Source organism: Megasphaera stantonii (assembly GCF_025567065.1).
GTDB lineage: Bacteria > Bacillota > Negativicutes > Veillonellales > Megasphaeraceae > Megasphaera > Megasphaera stantonii.
The window spans coordinates 1-19,671 of the sequence record NZ_JAOQKD010000021.1; the positions used below are offsets into that span (position 1 = coordinate 1).

12 protein-coding genes are annotated in these 19,671 nt (G+C 51.6%); 8 read left to right on the forward strand and 4 right to left on the reverse strand.

Going from position 1 to position 19,671, the window contains the following annotated elements; genetic code table 11:
* Window positions 1-112: 112 nt before the first annotated feature.
* The 3 genes from OCV58_RS09780 to ybaK form a co-directional block, all read right to left on the reverse strand.
* The gene (locus OCV58_RS09780) at window positions 113-352 is read right to left on the reverse strand and encodes an AAA family ATPase (protein WP_154877743.1); all 240 of its coding nucleotides are present in this window, start codon (window positions 350-352) and stop codon (window positions 113-115) included.
* A 150-nt stretch (window positions 353-502) separates the two neighbouring features.
* Window positions 503-1,162, reverse strand: a complete 660-nt coding sequence (locus OCV58_RS09785) for a uracil-DNA glycosylase (RefSeq protein ID WP_154877744.1) — start codon at window positions 1,160-1,162, stop codon at window positions 503-505.
* A complete protein-coding gene (gene ybaK / locus OCV58_RS09790) occupies window positions 1,159-1,671 on the reverse strand; it encodes a Cys-tRNA(Pro) deacylase (protein ID WP_095630254.1) in 513 nt (170 codons plus the stop codon). Before ybaK ends, OCV58_RS09785 begins: the two co-directional genes overlap by 4 nt.
* 200 nt (window positions 1,672-1,871) lie before the next feature.
* Here ybaK and OCV58_RS09795 point away from each other — a divergent pair, with 200 nt between their 5' ends.
* From OCV58_RS09795 to OCV58_RS09805, 3 genes are read left to right on the forward strand one after another with little or no spacing between them, the layout of a single operon-like run.
* On the forward strand, window positions 1,872-2,657 hold the full coding sequence (locus OCV58_RS09795) for a carbon-nitrogen family hydrolase (protein WP_154877745.1): 786 nt from the start codon (window positions 1,872-1,874) through the stop codon (window positions 2,655-2,657).
* A gap of 18 nt (window positions 2,658-2,675) precedes the next feature.
* Window positions 2,676-3,632, forward strand: coding sequence for an AEC family transporter (locus OCV58_RS09800; protein WP_154877754.1), 957 nt, complete (start codon window positions 2,676-2,678; stop codon window positions 3,630-3,632).
* A 23-nt stretch (window positions 3,633-3,655) separates the two neighbouring features.
* Window positions 3,656-4,822, forward strand: coding sequence for an amidohydrolase (locus tag OCV58_RS09805; RefSeq protein ID WP_154877746.1), 1,167 nt, complete (start codon window positions 3,656-3,658; stop codon window positions 4,820-4,822).
* A gap of 75 nt (window positions 4,823-4,897) precedes the next feature.
* Here the strand turns inward: OCV58_RS09805 and gdhA are convergent, their stop codons facing one another.
* Window positions 4,898-6,247 (reverse strand): NADP-specific glutamate dehydrogenase, encoded by a 1,350-nt coding sequence (gdhA, locus tag OCV58_RS09810; RefSeq protein WP_087478705.1) that lies wholly within the window; start codon window positions 6,245-6,247, stop codon window positions 4,898-4,900.
* Window positions 6,248-6,740: 493 nt separating this feature from the next.
* Here gdhA and OCV58_RS09815 point away from each other — a divergent pair, with 493 nt between their 5' ends.
* The 5 genes from OCV58_RS09815 (at window position 6,741) to rpoC (ending at window position 19,663) form a co-directional block, all read left to right on the forward strand.
* On the forward strand, window positions 6,741-8,660 hold the full coding sequence (locus tag OCV58_RS09815; RefSeq protein WP_095630257.1) for a fructose-1,6-bisphosphatase: 1,920 nt from the start codon (window positions 6,741-6,743) through the stop codon (window positions 8,658-8,660).
* A gap of 201 nt (window positions 8,661-8,861) precedes the next feature.
* Entirely contained in the window at window positions 8,862-10,070 is a 1,209-nt protein-coding gene (gene nhaA, locus OCV58_RS09820) for a Na+/H+ antiporter NhaA (RefSeq protein ID WP_154877747.1), read from the forward strand.
* Between the two features lie 123 nt (window positions 10,071-10,193).
* Window positions 10,194-11,450: a tyrosine--tRNA ligase gene (gene tyrS / locus OCV58_RS09825; protein WP_087478708.1), complete on the forward strand. Its 1,257-nt coding sequence runs from the start codon at window positions 10,194-10,196 to the stop codon at window positions 11,448-11,450.
* A gap of 224 nt (window positions 11,451-11,674) precedes the next feature.
* On the forward strand, window positions 11,675-15,394 hold the full coding sequence (rpoB, locus tag OCV58_RS09830) for a DNA-directed RNA polymerase subunit beta (protein WP_154877748.1): 3,720 nt from the start codon (window positions 11,675-11,677) through the stop codon (window positions 15,392-15,394).
* Between the two features lie 18 nt (window positions 15,395-15,412).
* A complete protein-coding gene (gene rpoC, locus OCV58_RS09835; RefSeq protein WP_154877749.1) occupies window positions 15,413-19,663 on the forward strand; it encodes a DNA-directed RNA polymerase subunit beta' in 4,251 nt (1,416 codons plus the stop codon).
* Window positions 19,664-19,671 lie beyond the last annotated feature (8 nt).

Consider the following 19,671-nt stretch of genomic DNA (forward strand, 5'->3'; position numbering starts at 1 on the left):
CGGCGTGTTTTGGGCTACCATACGCCGTCAGAGCTATTTGATGCATTCCTCGATGAAGTTTATGCTAGTGAGTGTGTTTCCTGATTATGGTTGTTCAAATTCAACTTGCAATTTACCTTTCAATGGCAAGGCCATGAAATAATTTATCGCTCTCTTTTGCCCGGTCTATAGAAAAGAAATACTCTAACATGCTCATGGTCAGCGTTTTGCCGAAGCGCCGGGGACGAGTAATCAATGTAGCCTTGCTATGAACATCTATCAGCTGCCGGATAAAGTCGGTCTTATCTACAAAATAATACTGCTCCCGTATTTCTTTAAAATCATCTACGCCGATAGGCATCGCTTTGTTCATGTATTTCACCTCCCGAATATCCTTTGCATTCATTATATGATAGGGCTATCTTTGCTGTCCAGAGATAAGGCAGGGCTAATCTGTATTAGCGGTATATAACATACGCCCCTTCACATCGGAGGGATATAAAGGGGCGTGTGCTGCAGTCGGTTAAAAATGGCGGGATTTATGGAGGTCTTCGAATTGTTCCATTAGGTTAGGTTTTTCCGGGCTTTGGTATATATAGTCCGGCATGGCTTCTTTGGCTTTATCTACGGCGGCTTTAAAATCGTAGTATACCTGCCATTTGGATTCTACGAGGTCTTTGCCTGTTTGGCGCAGCAAAAAGGCCGGATGGTATGTCGGCATGACGGGAATACCGTGATAGTTGAACCATATGCCGCGGTTGCGCATAATGCTGGCCGTTTTTCCGTAGAAATACTGAAAGGCGACTTTTCCTAGGCAGACGATGACCTTCGGCTGTACCATTTCGATTTCACGGAGAAGATGAATGTTTGCGCAGCGCTTTCCTTCTTCCAGCGTTGGCGTCCGATTGTTTTTAGGACGGCATTTGACGATATTCGTAACGTAGACGTGGTCCCGAGTAAGGCCTACGCTCCACAGGGCTTTGTCCAGCAGCTGTCCCGACGGGCCGACAAGGGGCACGCCGTACTCATCTTCCACACCGCCGGGGCCTTCGCCGACGAACATGAGGGGCGATGCCGGGTCGCCGGAGTATCGCGTCGGGCCGCGGTTGCCTTCGTGACGCAATTCGCATTTTGAACACTGCATGAGTTCATGCAGCCAAGGTTCCATTTCTTTGTCTGTCATCGTACTCTTCCTTCCGTCAATGTAATGTCTTTCATCGTGAGCTGATGGAATTCTGCGTGAATCAACTGGGCGACGTCCTGCGGCGCTACGAGGACCTGCTGCCCCCGCATGCCGGCGCTGAGGCTGATGGCTTCGTATTGCAGGGCTGACTCGTCGATATACGTAGGAAACTGCTTTTTCATACCGATAGGGGAGCAGCCGCCGCGGATATATCCCGTCAAGCCGAGCAGATCTTTGACGTGGAGCAGCTGAACCGATTTATTGCCGCTGCAGGATGCGGCCTTCTTTAAATCGAGCTCCTTGTGACTGGGAATGCAGAATACGACGGGCCCCGTCTTGTTTCCCTGTCCTACCAGCGTTTTGAATACCTGGGCCGGGTCCATGCCGAGCTCGGCGGCGGCGTGAACGCCGGACAGGTCGTCTTCAGAATATTCATAAGCTTTCGTTGTATAGAAAATTTTTTGTTTATCTAAAATGCGCATGACGTTGGTCTTTTTCGTTTTAGCCATACTATCCCTTCTCTCATATGCTATTCATTTTACTATATCAATATACAGTCCTTTTTTCAAGCCCCGGCAAGGATAGGGGATATTTCGTTTTGTTGCCGCAGGCTCTCATACAATCGGATATTGTGTTTCTCTTATATTTCTATTATAATGATTTATGGCGAGATGTTATCAAAAATATACAGTAGAAAGAAGGGACAGATATGAAGATTGCAGCGGCTCAGATGTCTCTGCGGCTGGGGGATGTAGAGCATAATTATAAGCAAGTAGAAGACTGGATACGAAACGCTGCACAGGAGCGGCCCGATATTATCGTACTGCCGGAAATGTGGAATACGTCCTTTTATCCCGACAATATCCGTGAATTGGCCGATGAGGACGGGCGGCGGACGCAGGCCTTCTTATCAGAGTCAGCGGCTCGGTTCGGCGTTCATATTGTCGGCGGTTCTGCAGCTGTCCGTCGGGAAGGTAAGCTGTATAATACGATGTACGTGGCAGATCGCAGCGGCCATATTGTCAGCTCGTATGACAAGGTGCATTTATTTGCGCCGGGCCATGAAGATGAAAAATTTACGCCGGGAACAAAGGGCTGCGCGTTTTCCTTGGATGGCATTCCCATGGCTGCCGTGATTTGTTATGACGTCCGTTTTCCCGAATGGGTGCGGATGGCGACGCTGACGGGGGCGCAGATTATTTTTGTGCCGGCGGCCTGGCCGGCGTCCCGCGTGGATCACTGGTGCATATTGAATCAGGCCAGAGCGATTGAAAACCAGCTGTTCATTGTGGCGGTCAACAGCTGCGGCAGCACGGATTCCATGCAGTTCGGCGGCCATTCGATGATTATCGACCCGTGGGGGAATGTCTTGGCGCAGGGGGGAGACGGCGAAGAGATGCTTCGTGCAGATATCGACTTGGACAGCGTCACCGATATTCGAAGCCGTATCAATATATTTCATGACCGACAGCCTGGGCTATACGACTTGACATAAGAGGGAGATGGATTGATAGTGGAAGCTGTGTTTCATGGGCTGCAGGGTATTTTTGAAATATTGTTTATGATTGGCATCGGTTTTGTGTTGTCGAAGAAAGAGTGGTTTGGACCGGATACCAGCGCAATATTGACCCGGCTTATCATGAAGGTCGCCTTGCCGTTGTTCATGATTTGCCAGTTGGAGCGGGATTTTACACATGATTCGCTGCTGCGGATTGCGCCGGATTTGGCTCTGCCCTTTTTGTCTATCCTCCTGGCCTACGTCGTGGGCCGGGCGGCAGCTGCGGCGCTGCACATACGCAGGGAGCGGCAGGGCATCTTTATTACCTGCTTTTTTGTCGCCAATACGATCTTCATTGGCCTTCCCGTTAACCTGGCCTTATTCGGTACGCAGAGCGTGCCTTCGGTCATGCTGTATTATATGGCGAATACGACGATGTTCTGGACCTTGGGGATTTATCACATCGTCAACGACAGCACGGGCGGACAGGGAAATATGCCCTTATTTTCGCTGCAGACTGTCAAAAAGGTGTTTTCGCCGCCGCTGGTGGCCTTTCTCATCGGACTGGCGTTGATTATGGCCGACGTCAAACTGCCTGAATTCCTTCACGTATCTTTTCAGTACGTAGGAAATTTGGCGACGCCGCTGTCCCTTATCGTCATCGGCATTGAAATGAGTTTACTGTCGCTGCGCAGCGTACAGTGGGACCGCGATTTGATAGGCGCTCTGGCAGGGCGTTTTATCGTCTGCCCGCTTTGCGTATTGGCCTTGCTTCCCTTTGTGTCCGTTACGTCTATGTCGGCGCAGGTATTTACGATGCAGGCCAGCATGCCGGCGATGACGCAGATGACCGTCGTCGCCAAAGCGGTAGGGGCCGATGTGAGGTATGCCACGGAAATCAGCTTTATTACGGTAGTATTGGGGTTTATCGTAATTCCGTCGTATATGTTCTTGATTCAGTACGTTCTATAAATTTATAGGAAATAGGTGTATATATGTCTTTCATAAATCAGTTTGCACAAAGCGTGCAGAAATATGGTCCGCAAGCTTTTTCTTTAAATTACCGCATTGCCGACGACCCGGAGCTGTCGGGCGAAGAATATCACGCCTGCGCGGCCTATGTCGAAGCCTGCCGCGCCCTGGGCATGGAGGTGACGGAGCAGTTTGCCGGTTTGCCGACGGCGTTTAAGGCGACGGTGCGGAAGGTTTCCAACCCGGTTTTGAAAGTAGCCCTTCTGGCTGAATATGACGCCCTGCCGGAAATCGGTCATGGATGCGGCCACTCGGCAAACGGGGCTATGAGCTTTCTGACGGCGGCCGCTTTTTTGGATATGGCTGATCTTCCCGTGCAGGTTGACCTCATCGGTACGCCTGACGAAGAGCTGCGGGGCGGCAAGGTCGCCATGTGTGAGCAGGGCATCTTTCACGACTACGATTTAGCGATGATGACGCACGTCATGCCCGATAAGACGATGGCTAACTCTCATTTCTTGGCTCTTAGCGATTATCGCGTCGCCTTTCATGGGCAAACGGCTCACGCGGCGAGCAGCCCCTGGAATGGCCGCAACGCCCTGAACGGCGCAATGCTGGCGATTCACGCTATCGACATGCTGCGCCAGCACGTGCGGCCAGAAACGCGGATTGGCGTGTATCTCGTCAACGGCGGCACGGCGTCGAACGTCGTGCCGGACTATGCAGAGCTTGAGTGTTGCGTTCGCCACAGCGATCGGCCGTATTTAAACGAAGTCATCGCTAAAATCATGAAATGTTTCGAAGGGGCGGCTATCGCTACGGAAACGACGTATGAAGTGACGCAGATGGGATATGAATTTGACAATATGGTTTGGAATGAAGCGGCGACGGAAATATCGCGGTCAGTGCTTCGTGACATGGGCATCCCCTTTACCGAGACGGAGGATTGCCAGAGCTCGGACATCGGCAATATCAGCCATCAATGCCCGGCCCTCCATCTGTGCCTGGCCATGGGAGATACGTATTACCCGGAACATTCCGTGCAAATTGCCGACGCCGTAAAAAATAAAGCTATCGAGCCGGTTATCGCCCAGGGGGCGGAAATTATGGGCCGCATCGTATTTAAGCTCTTGGAAAATGAAGGATTGCGCCGGGCCGTGCAAGAAGACTTTAAAAAGCATACTCTGTAACATCGTCCGTTACCAGGACATAAAAAATACTGTGCAGCTCCGGCTGCACAGTATTTTTTATGTTGGAGTATGTTTTTAGAATACGCCTTGAGCGAGCATTGCGTCGGCAACGCGTTCGAACCCAGCGATGTTAGCGCCGGCGACGAGGTTGTAGCCTAAGCCGTTGCGAGCTGCTGCGTCTTTGCAGTTGTTGTAAATCGTATTCATGATCTGGTGGAGACGTGCGTCGACTTCTTCAGCCGTCCAAACGAGACGTTCGCTGTTCTGGCTCATTTCGAGGGCCGATACGGCTACGCCGCCGGCGTTAACAGCTTTGGACGGAGCTACGATCATGTCTTTCTGTTCCAGTAAGTATTTCAGTGCGTCGTTCGTCGTAGGCATGTTGGCGACTTCGATGTAGTAGCGAACTTTATTGGCTGCGATCTGTTTCGCCTGTTCCATATGAACGTCGTTCTGCATAGCAGACGGCATAACGATGTCGACTTTTCTGCCCCACGGTTTTTCTCCAGGGAAGAATTCTACGCCGAATTTATCCGCATAATCCTGTACGCGGTTGCGGCCGCTGTTGCGCATTTCTAACAAGTAATCGATTTTTTCTTCCGTAGCGACGCCATCGGGATCATAGATATATCCGTCAGGACCGGACAACGTAACGACTTTAGCGCCCAATTCCGTAGCTTTTTTGCAAATGCCCCAGGTTACGTTGCCGAAGCCTGCTGCGGCAATGGTCTTGCCTTTGATATCCTGGCCGTCGTCTTTCAGGACGTTTTCCAAGAAGTATACGGCGCCGTAGCCCGTTGCTTCCGGACGAATGAGGGAGCCGCCGAAGCTGAAGCCCTTGCCCGTCAATACGCCGTTTTCAAATGCGCCCTTCAAGCGGCGGTATTCGCCGAAGAGGTAGCCGATTTCACGGCCGCCAACACCCATATCGCCGGCCGGAACGTCGATGTCGGGACCAATGTAGCGATAGAGGCCCTGCATGAAGCTCTGGCAGAAACGCATGATTTCTGCGTCGGATTTGCCTGTCGGGTCGAAGTCTGCGCCGCCTTTTGCGCCGCCGATGGGGAGGCCCGTCAAGGCGTTTTTGAAGATCTGTTCGAAGCCCAGGAATTTGATGATGCCGGGATATACGTTTTTCTGGAAGCGAAGACCGCCTTTGTACGGCCCGATTGCGCCGTTAAACTGGAAGCGGTAGCCCGTGTTCGTATGATAGTTGCCGGCATCGTCCTGCCATACGACGCGGAAGGTGAATTGTCTTTCCGGTACGACCAAGCGGTTCAGCAAGTCGAATTTTTCATATTCCGGATGTTTTTCTACAACCGGTTCCAGAGACGACAATACTTCTTCTACCGTCTGGACGAATTCCGGTTCGTTAGCATATTTTGTACGTACGCCTTCGATAACTGATTCAAGATATTTGTTCATGAAAATCACCTCATCTAAGAATTTAGTATCCCACAAATCGTCTTTCTATGGTCTTATCATAGCATGTTTTTTGCCGTTTGAAAACATCGTAATATGAAAATAGATTTCTATTTTTGAAAGTTAAGGAGTAAAATTTAAGTATTACCATTAAATTTAGTAAAATTCGATTTAAAACACCACATAATTTAAATATACAGGCAAACGTATTCCTAATAATTATTTGGATTATAATAAAAATGCAATCATGAAAAAGAGCTATATATATTTTGAATTAGCATAGATAATTATGGGAAAACGACGTATTAATAATACTATATTATAGTAATCTTCTGGTTAAAAGATTATATAGAACCCTCTTGCTATCTTTTGTAGTCGACGAACTGCGATTTTCTGTACTTATCCCTAGTCACATGCCATAAGATAGTGTACAATAGAAAGAAATTAAGCCTATACGTTGTATACCATATCATGAAGAAAAGGGGATTTATGTCTTATGGAAACGTGTGAAAAATATTCTCCGGAATACTTGCGGTATCTGGAATTACTGTCCAAGGAATATAAAACGCAGGCCGAAACGTTTACGGAAATTATCAACTTGCAGGCTATCGTCAACTTGCCGAAGGGAACGGAACATTTTATGAGCGACCTTCATGGCGAATATGAGGCGTTTTATCACATCTTAAATAACTGTTCCGGCGTTATTCGGGAAAAGGTTGAAATGATATTTGCCAATTCCATGACGGCGGAGGAACGGGATGATTTATTGACGCTGATTTATTATCCCAAGGAAAAGCTGGATATGCTGCAGCGGGAAAAAGCGATTACAGATCAGTGGGCGAAAAAAACGCTGAGCCATCTGATTCGCCTGGTCAAGCTGCTGTCGTCGAAATATACGCGGTCTAAAGTGCGTAAGGCTATGCCTAAGGTGTTCCGCTTTGTCATTGACGAACTGCTACATGCCCAGCCGGACGAAGATAAAAACCGCCGGGCATATCATATGAAGATATTAAATACGATTTTAGAAACGGGCAGCACGCGGCAGTTTATTTACGCCCTGACGGATTTGATCAAGCGGCTGGCCGTAGACCACCTGCACATTATCGGCGACATTTACGACCGCGGGCCCCATGCCGACAAGATTATGGATTATCTCATGCATCATCATTCCCTCGACATCCAGTGGGGGAATCACGATATCCTGTGGATGGGGGCGGCCGCCGGCAGCGAGGCCTGCATTGCCAATGCGCTGAGAAATAATATCCGCTATCATAATATGGAAATATTGGAAAGCGGTTACGGCATCAGCCTCCGCCCTCTGGCTATTTTTGCATTAGATACCTATAAAAAGGACGACGGCATCGAGCCGATGGTAAAGGCGATTAACGTCATTTTGAGCAAGCTGGAAGGACAAGTCATTATCCGCCATCCGGAATACAATATGGACGACCGCCTGATGTTCCACAAAATTGACTGGAAGCAGGGTACGATTACGCTGGACGGTCAGACCTACGAGCTGACGACGACGGATTTTCCGACGGTTGATCCGCAGGACCCCTACAAATTGTCGCCGGAAGAACACCGCATCATGGCGGCTATTCAATCGGAATTCCTGGAAAGCGAACGGCTGCAGCGTCATATCCGCTTCTTATACAGTCACGGCTCGCTGTACCGCAGCTATAATAACAACCTTTTATTCCACGGCGGCGTTCCCCTCAATAAAGACGGCAGCTTTAAAGAAATTTATCTCAACGGCAAGCCGTATAAGGGAAAGGCTTTCATGGATATGGTCGATTTTATCGCCCGTCAGGCCTATGACAAGCGGGATACGAACAGCCTGGACTATATGTGGTACATGTGGTGCGGCATAGATTCTCCTGTATCGGGCCGGATTGTCAAGACCTTTGAACGAAGCTATATCGTCGATCAGTCGACGTGGAAAGAACCGCAGAACGATTATTACCATCTCAACCGGGATCGGGATGAATGCATAAAAATCCTCCATGAATTCGGCATCGATTCTCCCCAGGGCCATATCATCAACGGCCATACGCCGGTCAAGGTCAAGAAAGGGGAAAGCCCGATTCGTGCGGAAGGGAAGGAAATCTGCATAGACGGCGGGTTCTGCAAGGCCTATCAGGGATCGACGGGCATTGCCGGCTACACCTTAATTTTCAATTCTCACGGCATCCGCATCAAAGCCCATTATCCCTTTAAGGATGTCACGCAGGTATTGATGAACAACGCCGATATCGATTCGGAATCGACGCAGGTCGAACTGGAGCCAAAGCGCGTTATGATCGGCGACACGGACAACGGCAAAAAGCTGCTGCAGATGATCGACGATTTGAAAGCGCTGCTGCATGCGTATCGTCAGGGTATTATCCTGGAGCGGCCTGAAGAAAAAGAAATATAACCAGTAACAAGGGCGTAAGAGGAGACAGGCGTCAAGTCTGTTTCCTCTTTTTGCATATCGTACGTTTTTGATATAGATGTTGCATATTTTGCACATGCAGAGTATGCGGAAATGTGATGACCGTATGATATAATAGGATAACGCAGAAAACAGCAGGCTGTGCGGTGCTGTTTTCTGCAGATTCCATAAAAGGAGAGTCACATGAACAAAGATATTTACGAACGTATTCAAGAGCAATCGCGCCAAATGATCATGCCGTTTCAACGGTTCTTCAAGCAGGAAGCGTCCAGCGGCATCGTTCTTCTCACCTTTGCCGTCATGGCGATGGGCCTTGCCAATTCTCCATGGGCAGCCGCCTATGAAGAGATCCTGCATTGGAAAGTGTCCGTCGGGATGGGGGATTTCCAGCTGTCCATGTCGCTGCTTCATTGGATTAACGACGGGCTGATGGCCGTGTTTTTCTTCGTCATCGGCATGGAGATCAAGCGGGAATTTTTATTCGGCGAACTGAAATCGCCGTCGTCTACGCTTCTTCCCATTGCGGCGGCTGTCGGAGGCATGGTCGTGCCGGCGCTGTTATATACGGCTTTTAACATTGGAAAGCCGACGATTTCCGGCTGGGGCGTGTCGATGGCTACGGATATTGCCTTTTCCTTAGGCGTACTGGCCTTTGCCGCGCCGCGGGCGCCGCGAGCTGTCGTTGTATTTTTGACGGCCCTGGCGATTGTCGATGACTTGGGCGGTATTTTAGTCATCGCCTTGTTTTATTCGTCCGATTTGCACGGTCCGTCCCTGTTGGCCGGAGCCGCCGTTTTGCTCGCGCTGTTTTGGCTGTCGCGGCGCAACGTCCAGTCGGTCCTTTTGTACCTGATTGGAGGAGGGCTGCTGTGGTATGCGTTTCTGCAGGGCGGGATTCATCCGACGATTGCCGGTGTCCTCTTGGGCTTTTCCATTCCGGCCGGAACGGAAGAAACGCACGGCGAGAGCCTGCTCAGAAAGCTGGAGCATAGGCTGACGCCGTGGTCGGCGTTTTTCGTCATGCCCGTATTTGCTTTGAGCAACGCCGGCATTGCCATAGACGGCGGCAGCGTAGGAAACTTGCTGACGCCTGTCGGCCTGGGCATCATGGCCGGGCTGTTTCTCGGCAAGCCTCTGGGCATTTTCTTATCCGTATACGGCCTGATACGCCTTCGCGTCGCAGCCTTGCCGGCCGGCGTTCGGACGGCCCACTTTTTAGGAGCCGGCATGCTGGGCGGCATCGGCTTTACCATGTCCCTGTTTATCGCTGCCCTGGCCTTTGCGGACGGGCAGGCGCTGATGACGGCCAAAACTGCCATCGTAGCCGCGTCTGTGATGTCCGGCCTGGCGGGGACGGCTATGTTTAAATGGCTTCAGCGCGGGACTCCGTAAAACGAAGAAGGCAGCGCGAGGTTTCAGGCTTTTATTGACGGACGCATGTCGGATGAGTATAATTAGTACGGTAAAGATACTTTTTGCATATCCATAAATATAACGGTAAAAGGAGCGGGTTCGATGAATATTATTGATGAATTGTCTTGGCGCGGCGCCGTAAATCAGATGACCGACGAAGAAGGCTTGCGCAAGCTGACGGAAGAAAAGAGCGTGTCTTTGTACTGCGGCGTAGACCCGACGGGAGACAGCATGCATATCGGCCATTTAATTCCCTTTATGATGCTGAAACGCTTTGCCTTGGCAGGTCATCATCCCTATGTCGTCATCGGCGGCGGCACAGGCGTTATCGGCGATCCGAGCGGCCGCAAGACGGAACGGCAGCTGCAGACCATTGAAAAAATCCATGAAAACGCGGAAAAATTAAAAGCCCAGTTTATTCATTTGTTCGGCGAAGGCTCGAATATTTCTTTCGTAAACAACTACGACTGGCTGAGCAAAATCGATTTGCTGAACTTCCTCCGCGATTACGGCAAGCTGTTCAGCGTCAATACGATGCTGGCGAAGGAAGTTGTCGCAAGCCGTCTGGAAGCGGGCATTTCCTTTACGGAATTTTCCTATCAGATTCTGCAGTCTATCGACTTTGAACATCTCTTCACACACAACGACGTCCAGCTTCAGATCGGCGGCGCCGACCAGTGGGGCAATATTACGGCCGGCATCGATACGATTCATAAGATGCACGGCAGCGACGCCCGCGCTTACGGCTTGACGATTCCCCTCATGCTGAAGTCGGACGGCACGAAGTTCGGCAAGACCGCCGGCGGAGCCGTATGGCTGGATCCGGAAAAGACGTCTCCTTTCGAATTCTATCAGTTCTGGCTGAATCAGGATGACGCTGACGTCGTCAAATATTTGAAATACTTCACCTTCCTCAGTAAGGAAGAAATCGACGCCCTGGAAGAAGCCGTCAAGACGGAACCGGAAAAACGTCTGGCTCAGCGCCGTTTGGCGGAAGAAGTAACGACCTTCGTCCACAGCCCTGAAGCGCTGAAGGAAGCGCAGAATATTACGGAAGCCCTCTATCACGGCAGCATTGCCGATTTGACGGAGCACGAACTGACCCAGGCCTTTGGCAAGATGCCGACAGTCGACGTATCGAACGAAGAAAAGGACGTCGTAAACTGGCTTGTCGATTCGACGATTTACAAATCCAAGCGCCAGGCCCGCGAAGATATTACGAACGGCGCCGTGACGATCAACGGCGTAAAGGTTCAGGCTCTCGACGAAATCGTCCTGCCTCATAAGAATTCAAACGGCAAATACGTTATCGTGCGCAAGGGCAAAAAGAACTACACGCTGGCGCGTATTCAGAAATAAGAAAAATAAATATTGACGGAAGAAAAAACGTGTGCTATAATAACTCATTGCAAAATGTTCAATTGATGATATTATGAGGTACATGGAGGAAGCGCTTCCGGTGAACAAAAAATTAAGCAAGGTTCAAGTTTTATTACGGAGCCTTGCTTTTTTGTCGCTTTTGAAGATGCCTTTACGACGCGATTATATCATGGTTTACTTTTTATAAGGGGTGAAGAATCAGCATGTTCAAACCTGTACAAGTAGGGAAAAGAACTCGATACACGTATGCTAAGATTAACGAGGTCTTAAAAATGCCTCATTTGTTGGATTTGCAGAACAAATCTTATGAATGGTTCTTAGAAAAAGGGCTGAAAGATATTTTTCAAGATATTTCGCCCATCGAAGATGCATCGGGCAACTTGTCTTTATCCTTTGAAGATTTCAAACTGGGGGAACCTAAGTATGATATCCGGGAATGTAAGGAACGAGACACGACATATGCCGCGCCGCTTCGGGTTCAGATCCGTCTTGTCAATCATGAAACAGGGGAAATTAAAGACCAGGAAGTATTCATGGGGGATTTCCCGCTGATTACAGATACAGGTACATTTATTATCAATGGGGCAGAACGCGTTATCGTCAGTCAGCTCGTACGCTCGCCGGGCGTATATTACGGCTGCGAACGCGATCCGATGGGCACCATGTTGTATAATTCTACGGTTATTCCGAACCGCGGCGCCTGGATTGAATTGGAAACGGACGTAAACGGCATCGTATACGCCCGTATAGACCGCAACCGCAAAATCCCCGTTACGGTGCTGATCCGCGCCCTGGGCTGGTCTTCCAATGCTGAAATTCTCGACTTATTCTTCGACGATAAGCGGCTCAAGGATACCTTTGAAAAAGATACGACGGAAAACCAGGATGAAGCCCTCGTAGAAATCTATAAAAAACTCCGCCCCGGTGAACCGCCGACAGTAGAAAGCGCCCGCAATTTGTTCGAAGGGCTGTTTTTCGACTCCCGCCGGTATGATATGGCCCGCGTCGGCCGCTATAAAGCCGGCAAAAAGCTGGGCTGGGAACGCCGTTTGTTCGGCTTGACGCTCCACGAACCGATCGTTCATCCCGAAACGGGTGAAGTGATCGTCGACGCTCATACAGAAATCGGCGCGGCTGAAGTCAACAAGATTAAAGAAAGCGGCGTATTCGCCGGTGAAGGACTCGTAGAAGCCTTTGTAGAAAAAATCGATGGGTCCGTATACAAGATTATCTGCAACAACAGCAATCTGCCGTACGATCACCGCACGATTACCCGTGAAGATATCATCGCCAATATAGATTACCTGCTGAACCTCATGGACGGCTTCGGCACCGTGGACGACATCGACCATTTGGGCAACCGCCGCCTCCGCTGCGTCGGTGAACTGCTCCAGAACCAGTTCCGCATCGGCCTGACCCGTATGGAACGCGTCGTCCGCGAACGCATGACGATTCAGGATGCCGAAAGCATTACGCCCCAAGTCCTGATCAATATCCGTCCTGTTGTCGCAGCGATTAAAGAATTCTTCGGTTCCAGCCAGTTGTCCCAGTTCATGGACCAGACGAACCCGCTGGCTGAAATCACGCATAAACGCCGTCTCAGCGCCTTGGGCCCCGGCGGCTTGTCCCGTGAACGCGCAGGGTTTGAAGTCCGCGACGTTCATCACTCCCACTACGGCCGCATGTGCCCTGTAGAAACGCCTGAAGGTCCGAACATCGGCCTGATTTCTTCGCTGGCCTGCTTCGGCAAGGTAAATGAATTCGGCTTTATTGAAGCGCCGTACCGCCGCGTCGATAAGGAAACCCATGTCGTTACAAACGACGTTTGGTATATCACGGCAGATGAAGAAGAGCAGTATATCATCGCCCAGGCTAACGAACCGCTGACCGAAGACGGTCATTTTGTACACAGCCGCGTCGCTTGCCGTCACGGCGAGGATACGCGTGAATTCCCGGCCGACCGCGTCGATTTCATGGACGTATCGCCTAAGGAAGTTGTTTCCGTCGGTACATCCATGATTCCGTTCCTGGAAAACGACGACGCCAACCGCGCGCTCATGGGCGCGAACATGCAGCGTCAGGCCGTGCCGCTCCTCCGCACGCAGGCTCCGCTCGTCGGTACGGGCATGGAATACAAGGCTGCCTGTGACTCGGGCGTATGCGTACTGGCTAAGCACGACGGCGTCGTATGCCGCGTAACTGGCGATGAAATTAAAGTAAGAACCGATTCCGGCTCTATTGATACATACCGCTTGATTAAATTCGTCCGTTCCAACCAGAGCACCTGCATTAACCAGCGTCCCTTGGTATACAAGAACGAACGCGTTACGGAAGGCCAGGTATTGGCCGACGGCATGGCTACGGACGGCGGCGAATTGGCGTTGGGCTACAACATCCTCGTAGCGTACATGCCCTGGGAAGGCTATAACTACGAAGACGCCGTTCTCCTCAGCGAAGAATTGCCGAAGAACGACTTATATACGTCTATCCATATTGAAGAATACGAATGCGATGCCCGCGATACGAAGCTGGGCTCTGAAGAAATTACCCGCGAAATTCCGAACGTCAGCGAAGACAGCACGAAAAACCTCGACGAAAACGGCATCATCATGATCGGCGCCGACGTATTCCCCGGCGACGTCCTCGTCGGTAAGGTCACGCCGAAAGGCGAAACGGAGCTGACGCCGGAAGAACGCCTCCTGCGCGCTATTTTCGGCGACAAGGAACGGGAAGTCCGCGATACGTCGCTGCGCGTGCCTCACGGCGAATCGGGCAAGGTCGTCAACGTCCGCATTTTCTCCCGCGAAAACAATGATGAACTGCCGCCGGGCGTCAACCGCCTCGTCCGCGTATACATTGCACAGAAGCGCAAGATTCACGAAGGCGACAAGATGGCTGGCCGTCACGGAAACAAGGGTGTCGTATCCCGCGTAATGCGCCAGGAAGACATGCCGTTCCTTCCCGACGGCACGCCTGTTCAGATCGTGCTGAATCCCTTGGGCGTACCGTCTCGAATGAACATCGGTCAGATTTTGGAAACCCACCTCGGCTGGGCTATGCATGAACTGGGCGTTCAGATCAAAAAGATGAACCCGAATTTGGAAGCGAAGCTGCGCGAAGCCGGTTATGATTTCGATACGTATGGCATGCCGCAGCCCGATAAGGCCGGCATTCACATTGCGACGCCGGTATTTGACGGCGCGCAGGCTGAAGACGTATTCGAATCCCTGCGCATCGCCGGGTTGCCGGAAGACGGCAAATCCGTCCTGTACGACGGCCGTACGGGCGAACCGATGGACCGCCGCGTAACCGTCGGTTACACGTACTTCCTCAAGCTGCATCATCTGGTCGACGATAAGATCCACGCTCGTTCGACTGGCCCGTACTCCCTGGTTACGCAGCAGCCTCTGGGCGGTAAAGCTCAGTTCGGCGGCCAGCGTTTCGGCGAAATGGAAGTTTGGGCTTTGGAAGCATACGGCGCGGCATACACGCTGCAGGAAATGCTGACAGTCAAGTCTGACGATGTCGTCGGCCGTGTCAAAGCGTATGAAAAAATTGTTAAAGGCGAAAATATTCCTGAACCGGGCGTTCCTGAATCCTTCAAGGTATTGCTTAAAGAATTGCAGGCTATCGGCTTAGATGTCCAGATTCTCAATGAAGACGGCGAAGAAGTTGTCATCAAGGAACTGGATGACGAAGACGATGTAGAACCGGAACAGACAGATGAACTCCGCCGCGTTATGGAAGGCGAAGTCATGGACAGCCCGTCGGCGCCCCTGGCTGATGAAACCGGAGACGGCGAACCGGCAGAAGAACCGGTTGCCAACGGCGATGAAGATGATATTATGAGCGCCATGAGCCTCGACGCCGTTGCCGAAGCGGAACATCTGAACGACGATACTATTAACGAAGATGAAGACTAATAGAAGGGAGCGGTATTAGTGCTAGACGTGAACGAATTTGATTCCATGCGGATTGGACTGGCTTCTCCGGAAAAGATCCTTGAATGGTCGCACGGCGAAGTAAAGAAACCGGAAACGATCAATTACCGTACATTGAAACCGGAACGGGACGGTTTATTCTGCGAACGCATTTTCGGGCCCACGAAAGACTGGGAATGCCATTGCGGAAAATACAAACGCATTCGCTATAAAGGCGTTGTCTGCGACCGCTGCGGCGTTGAAGTAACGCGCGCGAAGGTTCGCCGCGAACGGATGGGCCATATCAAACTGGCTACGCCTGTATCTCATATTTGGTATTTTAAGGGAATTCCCAGCCGGATGGGCCTGATTCTCGACATTTCGCCCCGTTCGCTGGAAAAGGTATTGTATTTTGCCTCGTATATCGTCCTGGACCCGGGCGATACGCCGCTGACGAAGCAGCAGCTCCTGACGGAAACGGAATATCGCCAGTATCTCGACATGTACGGCGATAAATTCCGCGTCGGCATGGGCGCGGCAGCCGTTAAGGAATTACTCCAGGGACTGGACTTGGAAAAACTCAATAAAGAACTGCGCGACGAGCTGCGCGATTCTTCCGGCCAGCGCCGGGTCCGGGCGATCCGCCGCCTGGAAGTCGTCGAAGCCTTCCGCCATTCCGGCAACAAACCGGAATGGATGGTCATGGACGTGATTCCCGTCATTCCCCCGGAACTGCGCCCGATGGTACAGCTCGACGGCGGCCGCTTTGCTACGTCGGACTTAAACGACCTGTACCGCCGCGTCATTAACCGAAATAACCGCCTGAGCCGGCTGCTGGAATTAGGCGCTCCCGATATCATTGTCCGCAATGAAAAGCGCATGCTTCAGGAAGCTGTCGACGCCCTGATCGACAACGGCCGCCGCGGCCGCCCTGTCACCGGGCCGGGCAACCGTCCTCTTAAATCCTTGTCGGATATGCTCAAGGGGAAACAAGGCCGCTTCCGTCAGAATCTGTTAGGTAAGCGTGTCGACTATTCCGGCCGTTCCGTTATCGTCGTCGGACCAGAGCTGAAAATGCATCAGTGTGGTCTGCCGAAAGAAATGGCTTTGGAATTGTTCAAGCCCTTCGTCATGAAAAAGCTCGTAGAAAAAGGTATTGCTACGAACATTAAAAACGCTAAGAAAAAGGTTGAACGCGTCAGCCCGGAAGTGTGGGACGTGCTGGAAGACGTTATTCAGGAACATCCGGTACTCTTGAACCGCGCCCCGACGCTGCACCGTTTAGGTATTCAGGCCTTCGAACCGATTCTTTGGGAAGGCCGGGCCATTAAGCTGCATCCTCTGGTCTGCACCGCCTTCAACGCCGACTTCGACGGCGACCAGATGGCCTGCCATCTGCCCTTGTCCGTAGAAGCCCAGGCTGAAGCGAGAACGCTCATGCTTTCGGCACACAACATTTTGGCGCCGAAGGACGGCAAGCCTGTTGCCGTACCGACGCAGGATATGGTGCTTGGTGCTTATTACCTGACCCTTGTTAAACCGGGAGCCTTGGGCGAAGGCAAGATGTTCTCTAATTACGATGAAGTCATGCTGGCGTATGATGCCAAGGCTATCGATATCGAAGCGGTCATCAAGGTCCGCATTCCCGGCCACGGTATTATCGAAACGACGGCGGGCAAGCTGCTGTACAACTATCAGGTGTACGAACCACTCCGCTTGTATCATACGGACAAGGTCATGGTATTTACCAATCCCGAAGATACGAAGTTTGCCTATGAAAACGGCATCATCGATTCGACGCATCTCGTAAAGATTAAAGATGAAAACGGCCATATTTTAGACTATGGTTTCTCCCAGCTGAAGGAAGCCTTCGGCGTAGACCTCTTGGCAATTCGTCCGCTGCCGGCTAATAAGGTAGATAAAGAAGCGGTAGCCGCCTTCAAAGAAGGAAAAGAATTTGTCGACGTCAACTGCCTTGGCGTACTGATGAATAAGAAGGAAATCGGCAAGCTTGTCGACGCCTGCTTCCATCTCGTAGGCAATACGAAGACAGCGGCCCTCCTTGACCGCATCAAGGCTATCGGCTATCATTACGCGCGGCAGGCCGGCATGTCCATCGCTATTTCGGACATTCAGATTCCTGCTGAAAAATGGGATATTCTCAACGAAGCCGATAAGAAGGTTCAAAATGTTACGAAAATGTACCTCCGCGGCTTGATTACTGAAGACGAACGGTACCGCAAGACCTGCTCCATTTGGGAAAAGGCGACGGACGATGTGACGGAAGCCATGATGGATAACATGGACCCGTTCAACTCCATCTTTATGATGGCTGACTCCGGCGCCCGCGGCAACAAGCAGCAGATTCGTCAGGTTGCCGGCATGCGCGGCTTGATGGCTGACCCGTCCGGCCGTATCATCGACTTGCCGATCAAGGCGAACTTCCGCGAAGGCCTGTCCGTATTGGATTACTTTACGTCGAGCCACGGCGCCCGTAAGGGTTTGGCCGACACGGCTCTGCGTACGGCTGACTCGGGCTACCTGACCCGTCGTCTCGTCGACGTATCGCAGGACGTCATCGTTCGCGAAGACGACTGCGACGTATTCGGCATCGACCTCGTCCGCGAACGGGCCCGTTTGGCCAGCTCGTGCCGTCAGGCTGTCAACCTCCTGCGGGAAAAACTGATTGGCCGCGTCTTGGCGAAACCGGCGATCGATCCGGAAACTGCAGACGTCGTGTTCGAAGAAGGCCATTTGCTGACGACAGACGATATGGATACGGTTATCGAGCACAAGCTGCCGAAGCTGTATCTCCAGGGCAGCCAGATGGATATAAACGATGATATGAACCATACGAACTTAGTTGAAGTCGTTACGCTGGGAGCTCCGGAAGAAGGCTTCCGCGCGGCGCTTCGCAAGTCTATGGTCGATAATATGCTTGGCAAAACCGTTGAAACGGCAGTGATTGATTCCAACGGCATGGAAATCTGCCCGGCTGGCACGGCACTGACAGAAGATGCTATCGAACGCATCCTTTCCAGCGACGTAACGGAAGTAAAAGTACGCAATAACGATATCCGCGGCGTAGAAGTTACGGCTATCGTCGAAGGCGACGGCGTCATTGAACCGCTGGAAGAACGAATCGAAGGCCGTACGGCGGCGGAAACCTTGGTCAACCCGAATACGGGCGAAGTCATCGTTCCGATTAATGAAGAAATCATGGCCGACCAGGCGAAAGAAATCGCTAAATATTACGATAAGGTCCGGATTCGTTCCGTCCTTACCTGCCACAGCCGTTACGGTGTCTGCGCTAAGTGCTACGGCCGCGACCTGGGCACGGGCAGCAAGGTAAATGTCGGCGAATCGGTCGGCACTATCGCGGCCCAGTCCATCGGCGAACCGGGCACGCAGCTGACGATGCGTACGTTCCACACAGGCGGCGTTGCGTCGGCAGGGGATATTACCCAGGGTCTTCCCCGTGTCGAAGAATTGTTTGAAGCCCGTAAGCCGAAGGGCAACGCTATCGTCACGGAAATCGACGGCGTCGTTTCCATTACGGAAAAAGAAGACCACCATGACATCAATATCGTTCACGTCGTAAATAAAGACGGCGAAGAACGCAGCTACACCATCCCGTACGGAGCTCACTTAGTCGTTCATGAAGGCGACGTCATCACGAAGGGCAGCCGTATTACGTCGGGTTCCATCAATCCTCACGACATCCTTCGCATTCTGGGTGTAGAAGCTACGCAGCGCTACCTCGTATACGAAGTGCAGAAGGTATATAAATCCCAGGGCGTTGGTATCAACGACAAACACATCGAAGTTATCGTGCGTCAGATGCTCCGCAAGATGAAGATTGAAGACGCCGGTGACGCCGATATGCTGCCGGGCGATTACGTCGACGTCAATATTTTCGAAGACACGAACCGCCGTATTCAGGCTGCAGGCGGCAAGCCGGCCATCGGCAAGCCGATGCTGCTCGGTATTACGAAAGCCGCGTTGGCGACGGAATCGTTCTTGTCGGCTGCGTCGTTCCAGGAAACGACCCGCGTATTGACGGATGCGGCTATCAAGGGCAAGATTGATCCCTTGCTCGGCTTGAAGGAAAACGTTATTATCGGCAAGCTGATTCCCGCCGGCACCGGCATGAGCCGGTACCGCAAGGTAAAGGTTGTCAAAACCGTACCGTCCATATCGTATGAAGATGAAGACGGCTGCGTCGTAGACAATGACGACGTAACGGCGACAGCTCCCGAAGCGGGCCATTAAGCTCTGAC

Bases quoted from the DNA above. Each gene is read 5' to 3' on its own strand.
- tyrS (WP_087478708.1), top strand. From the start codon at position 10,194: ATGAATATTATTGATGAATTGTCTTGGCGCGGCGCCGTAAATCAGATG.
- OCV58_RS09795 (WP_154877745.1), top strand. From the start codon at position 1,872: ATGAAGATTGCAGCGGCTCAGATGTCTCTGCGGCTGGGGGATGTAGAG.
- OCV58_RS09815 (WP_095630257.1), top strand. From the start codon at position 6,741: ATGGAAACGTGTGAAAAATATTCTCCGGAATACTTGCGGTATCTGGAA.
- nhaA (WP_154877747.1), top strand. From the start codon at position 8,862: ATGAACAAAGATATTTACGAACGTATTCAAGAGCAATCGCGCCAAATG.
- ybaK (WP_095630254.1), bottom strand. From the start codon at position 1,671: ATGGCTAAAACGAAAAAGACCAACGTCATGCGCATTTTAGATAAACAA.
- OCV58_RS09780 (WP_154877743.1), bottom strand. From the start codon at position 352: ATGAACAAAGCGATGCCTATCGGCGTAGATGATTTTAAAGAAATACGG.
- OCV58_RS09805 (WP_154877746.1), top strand. From the start codon at position 3,656: ATGTCTTTCATAAATCAGTTTGCACAAAGCGTGCAGAAATATGGTCCG.
- gdhA (WP_087478705.1), bottom strand. From the start codon at position 6,247: ATGAACAAATATCTTGAATCAGTTATCGAAGGCGTACGTACAAAATAT.
- rpoB (WP_154877748.1), top strand. From the start codon at position 11,675: ATGTTCAAACCTGTACAAGTAGGGAAAAGAACTCGATACACGTATGCT.
- OCV58_RS09785 (WP_154877744.1), bottom strand. From the start codon at position 1,162: ATGACAGACAAAGAAATGGAACCTTGGCTGCATGAACTCATGCAGTGT.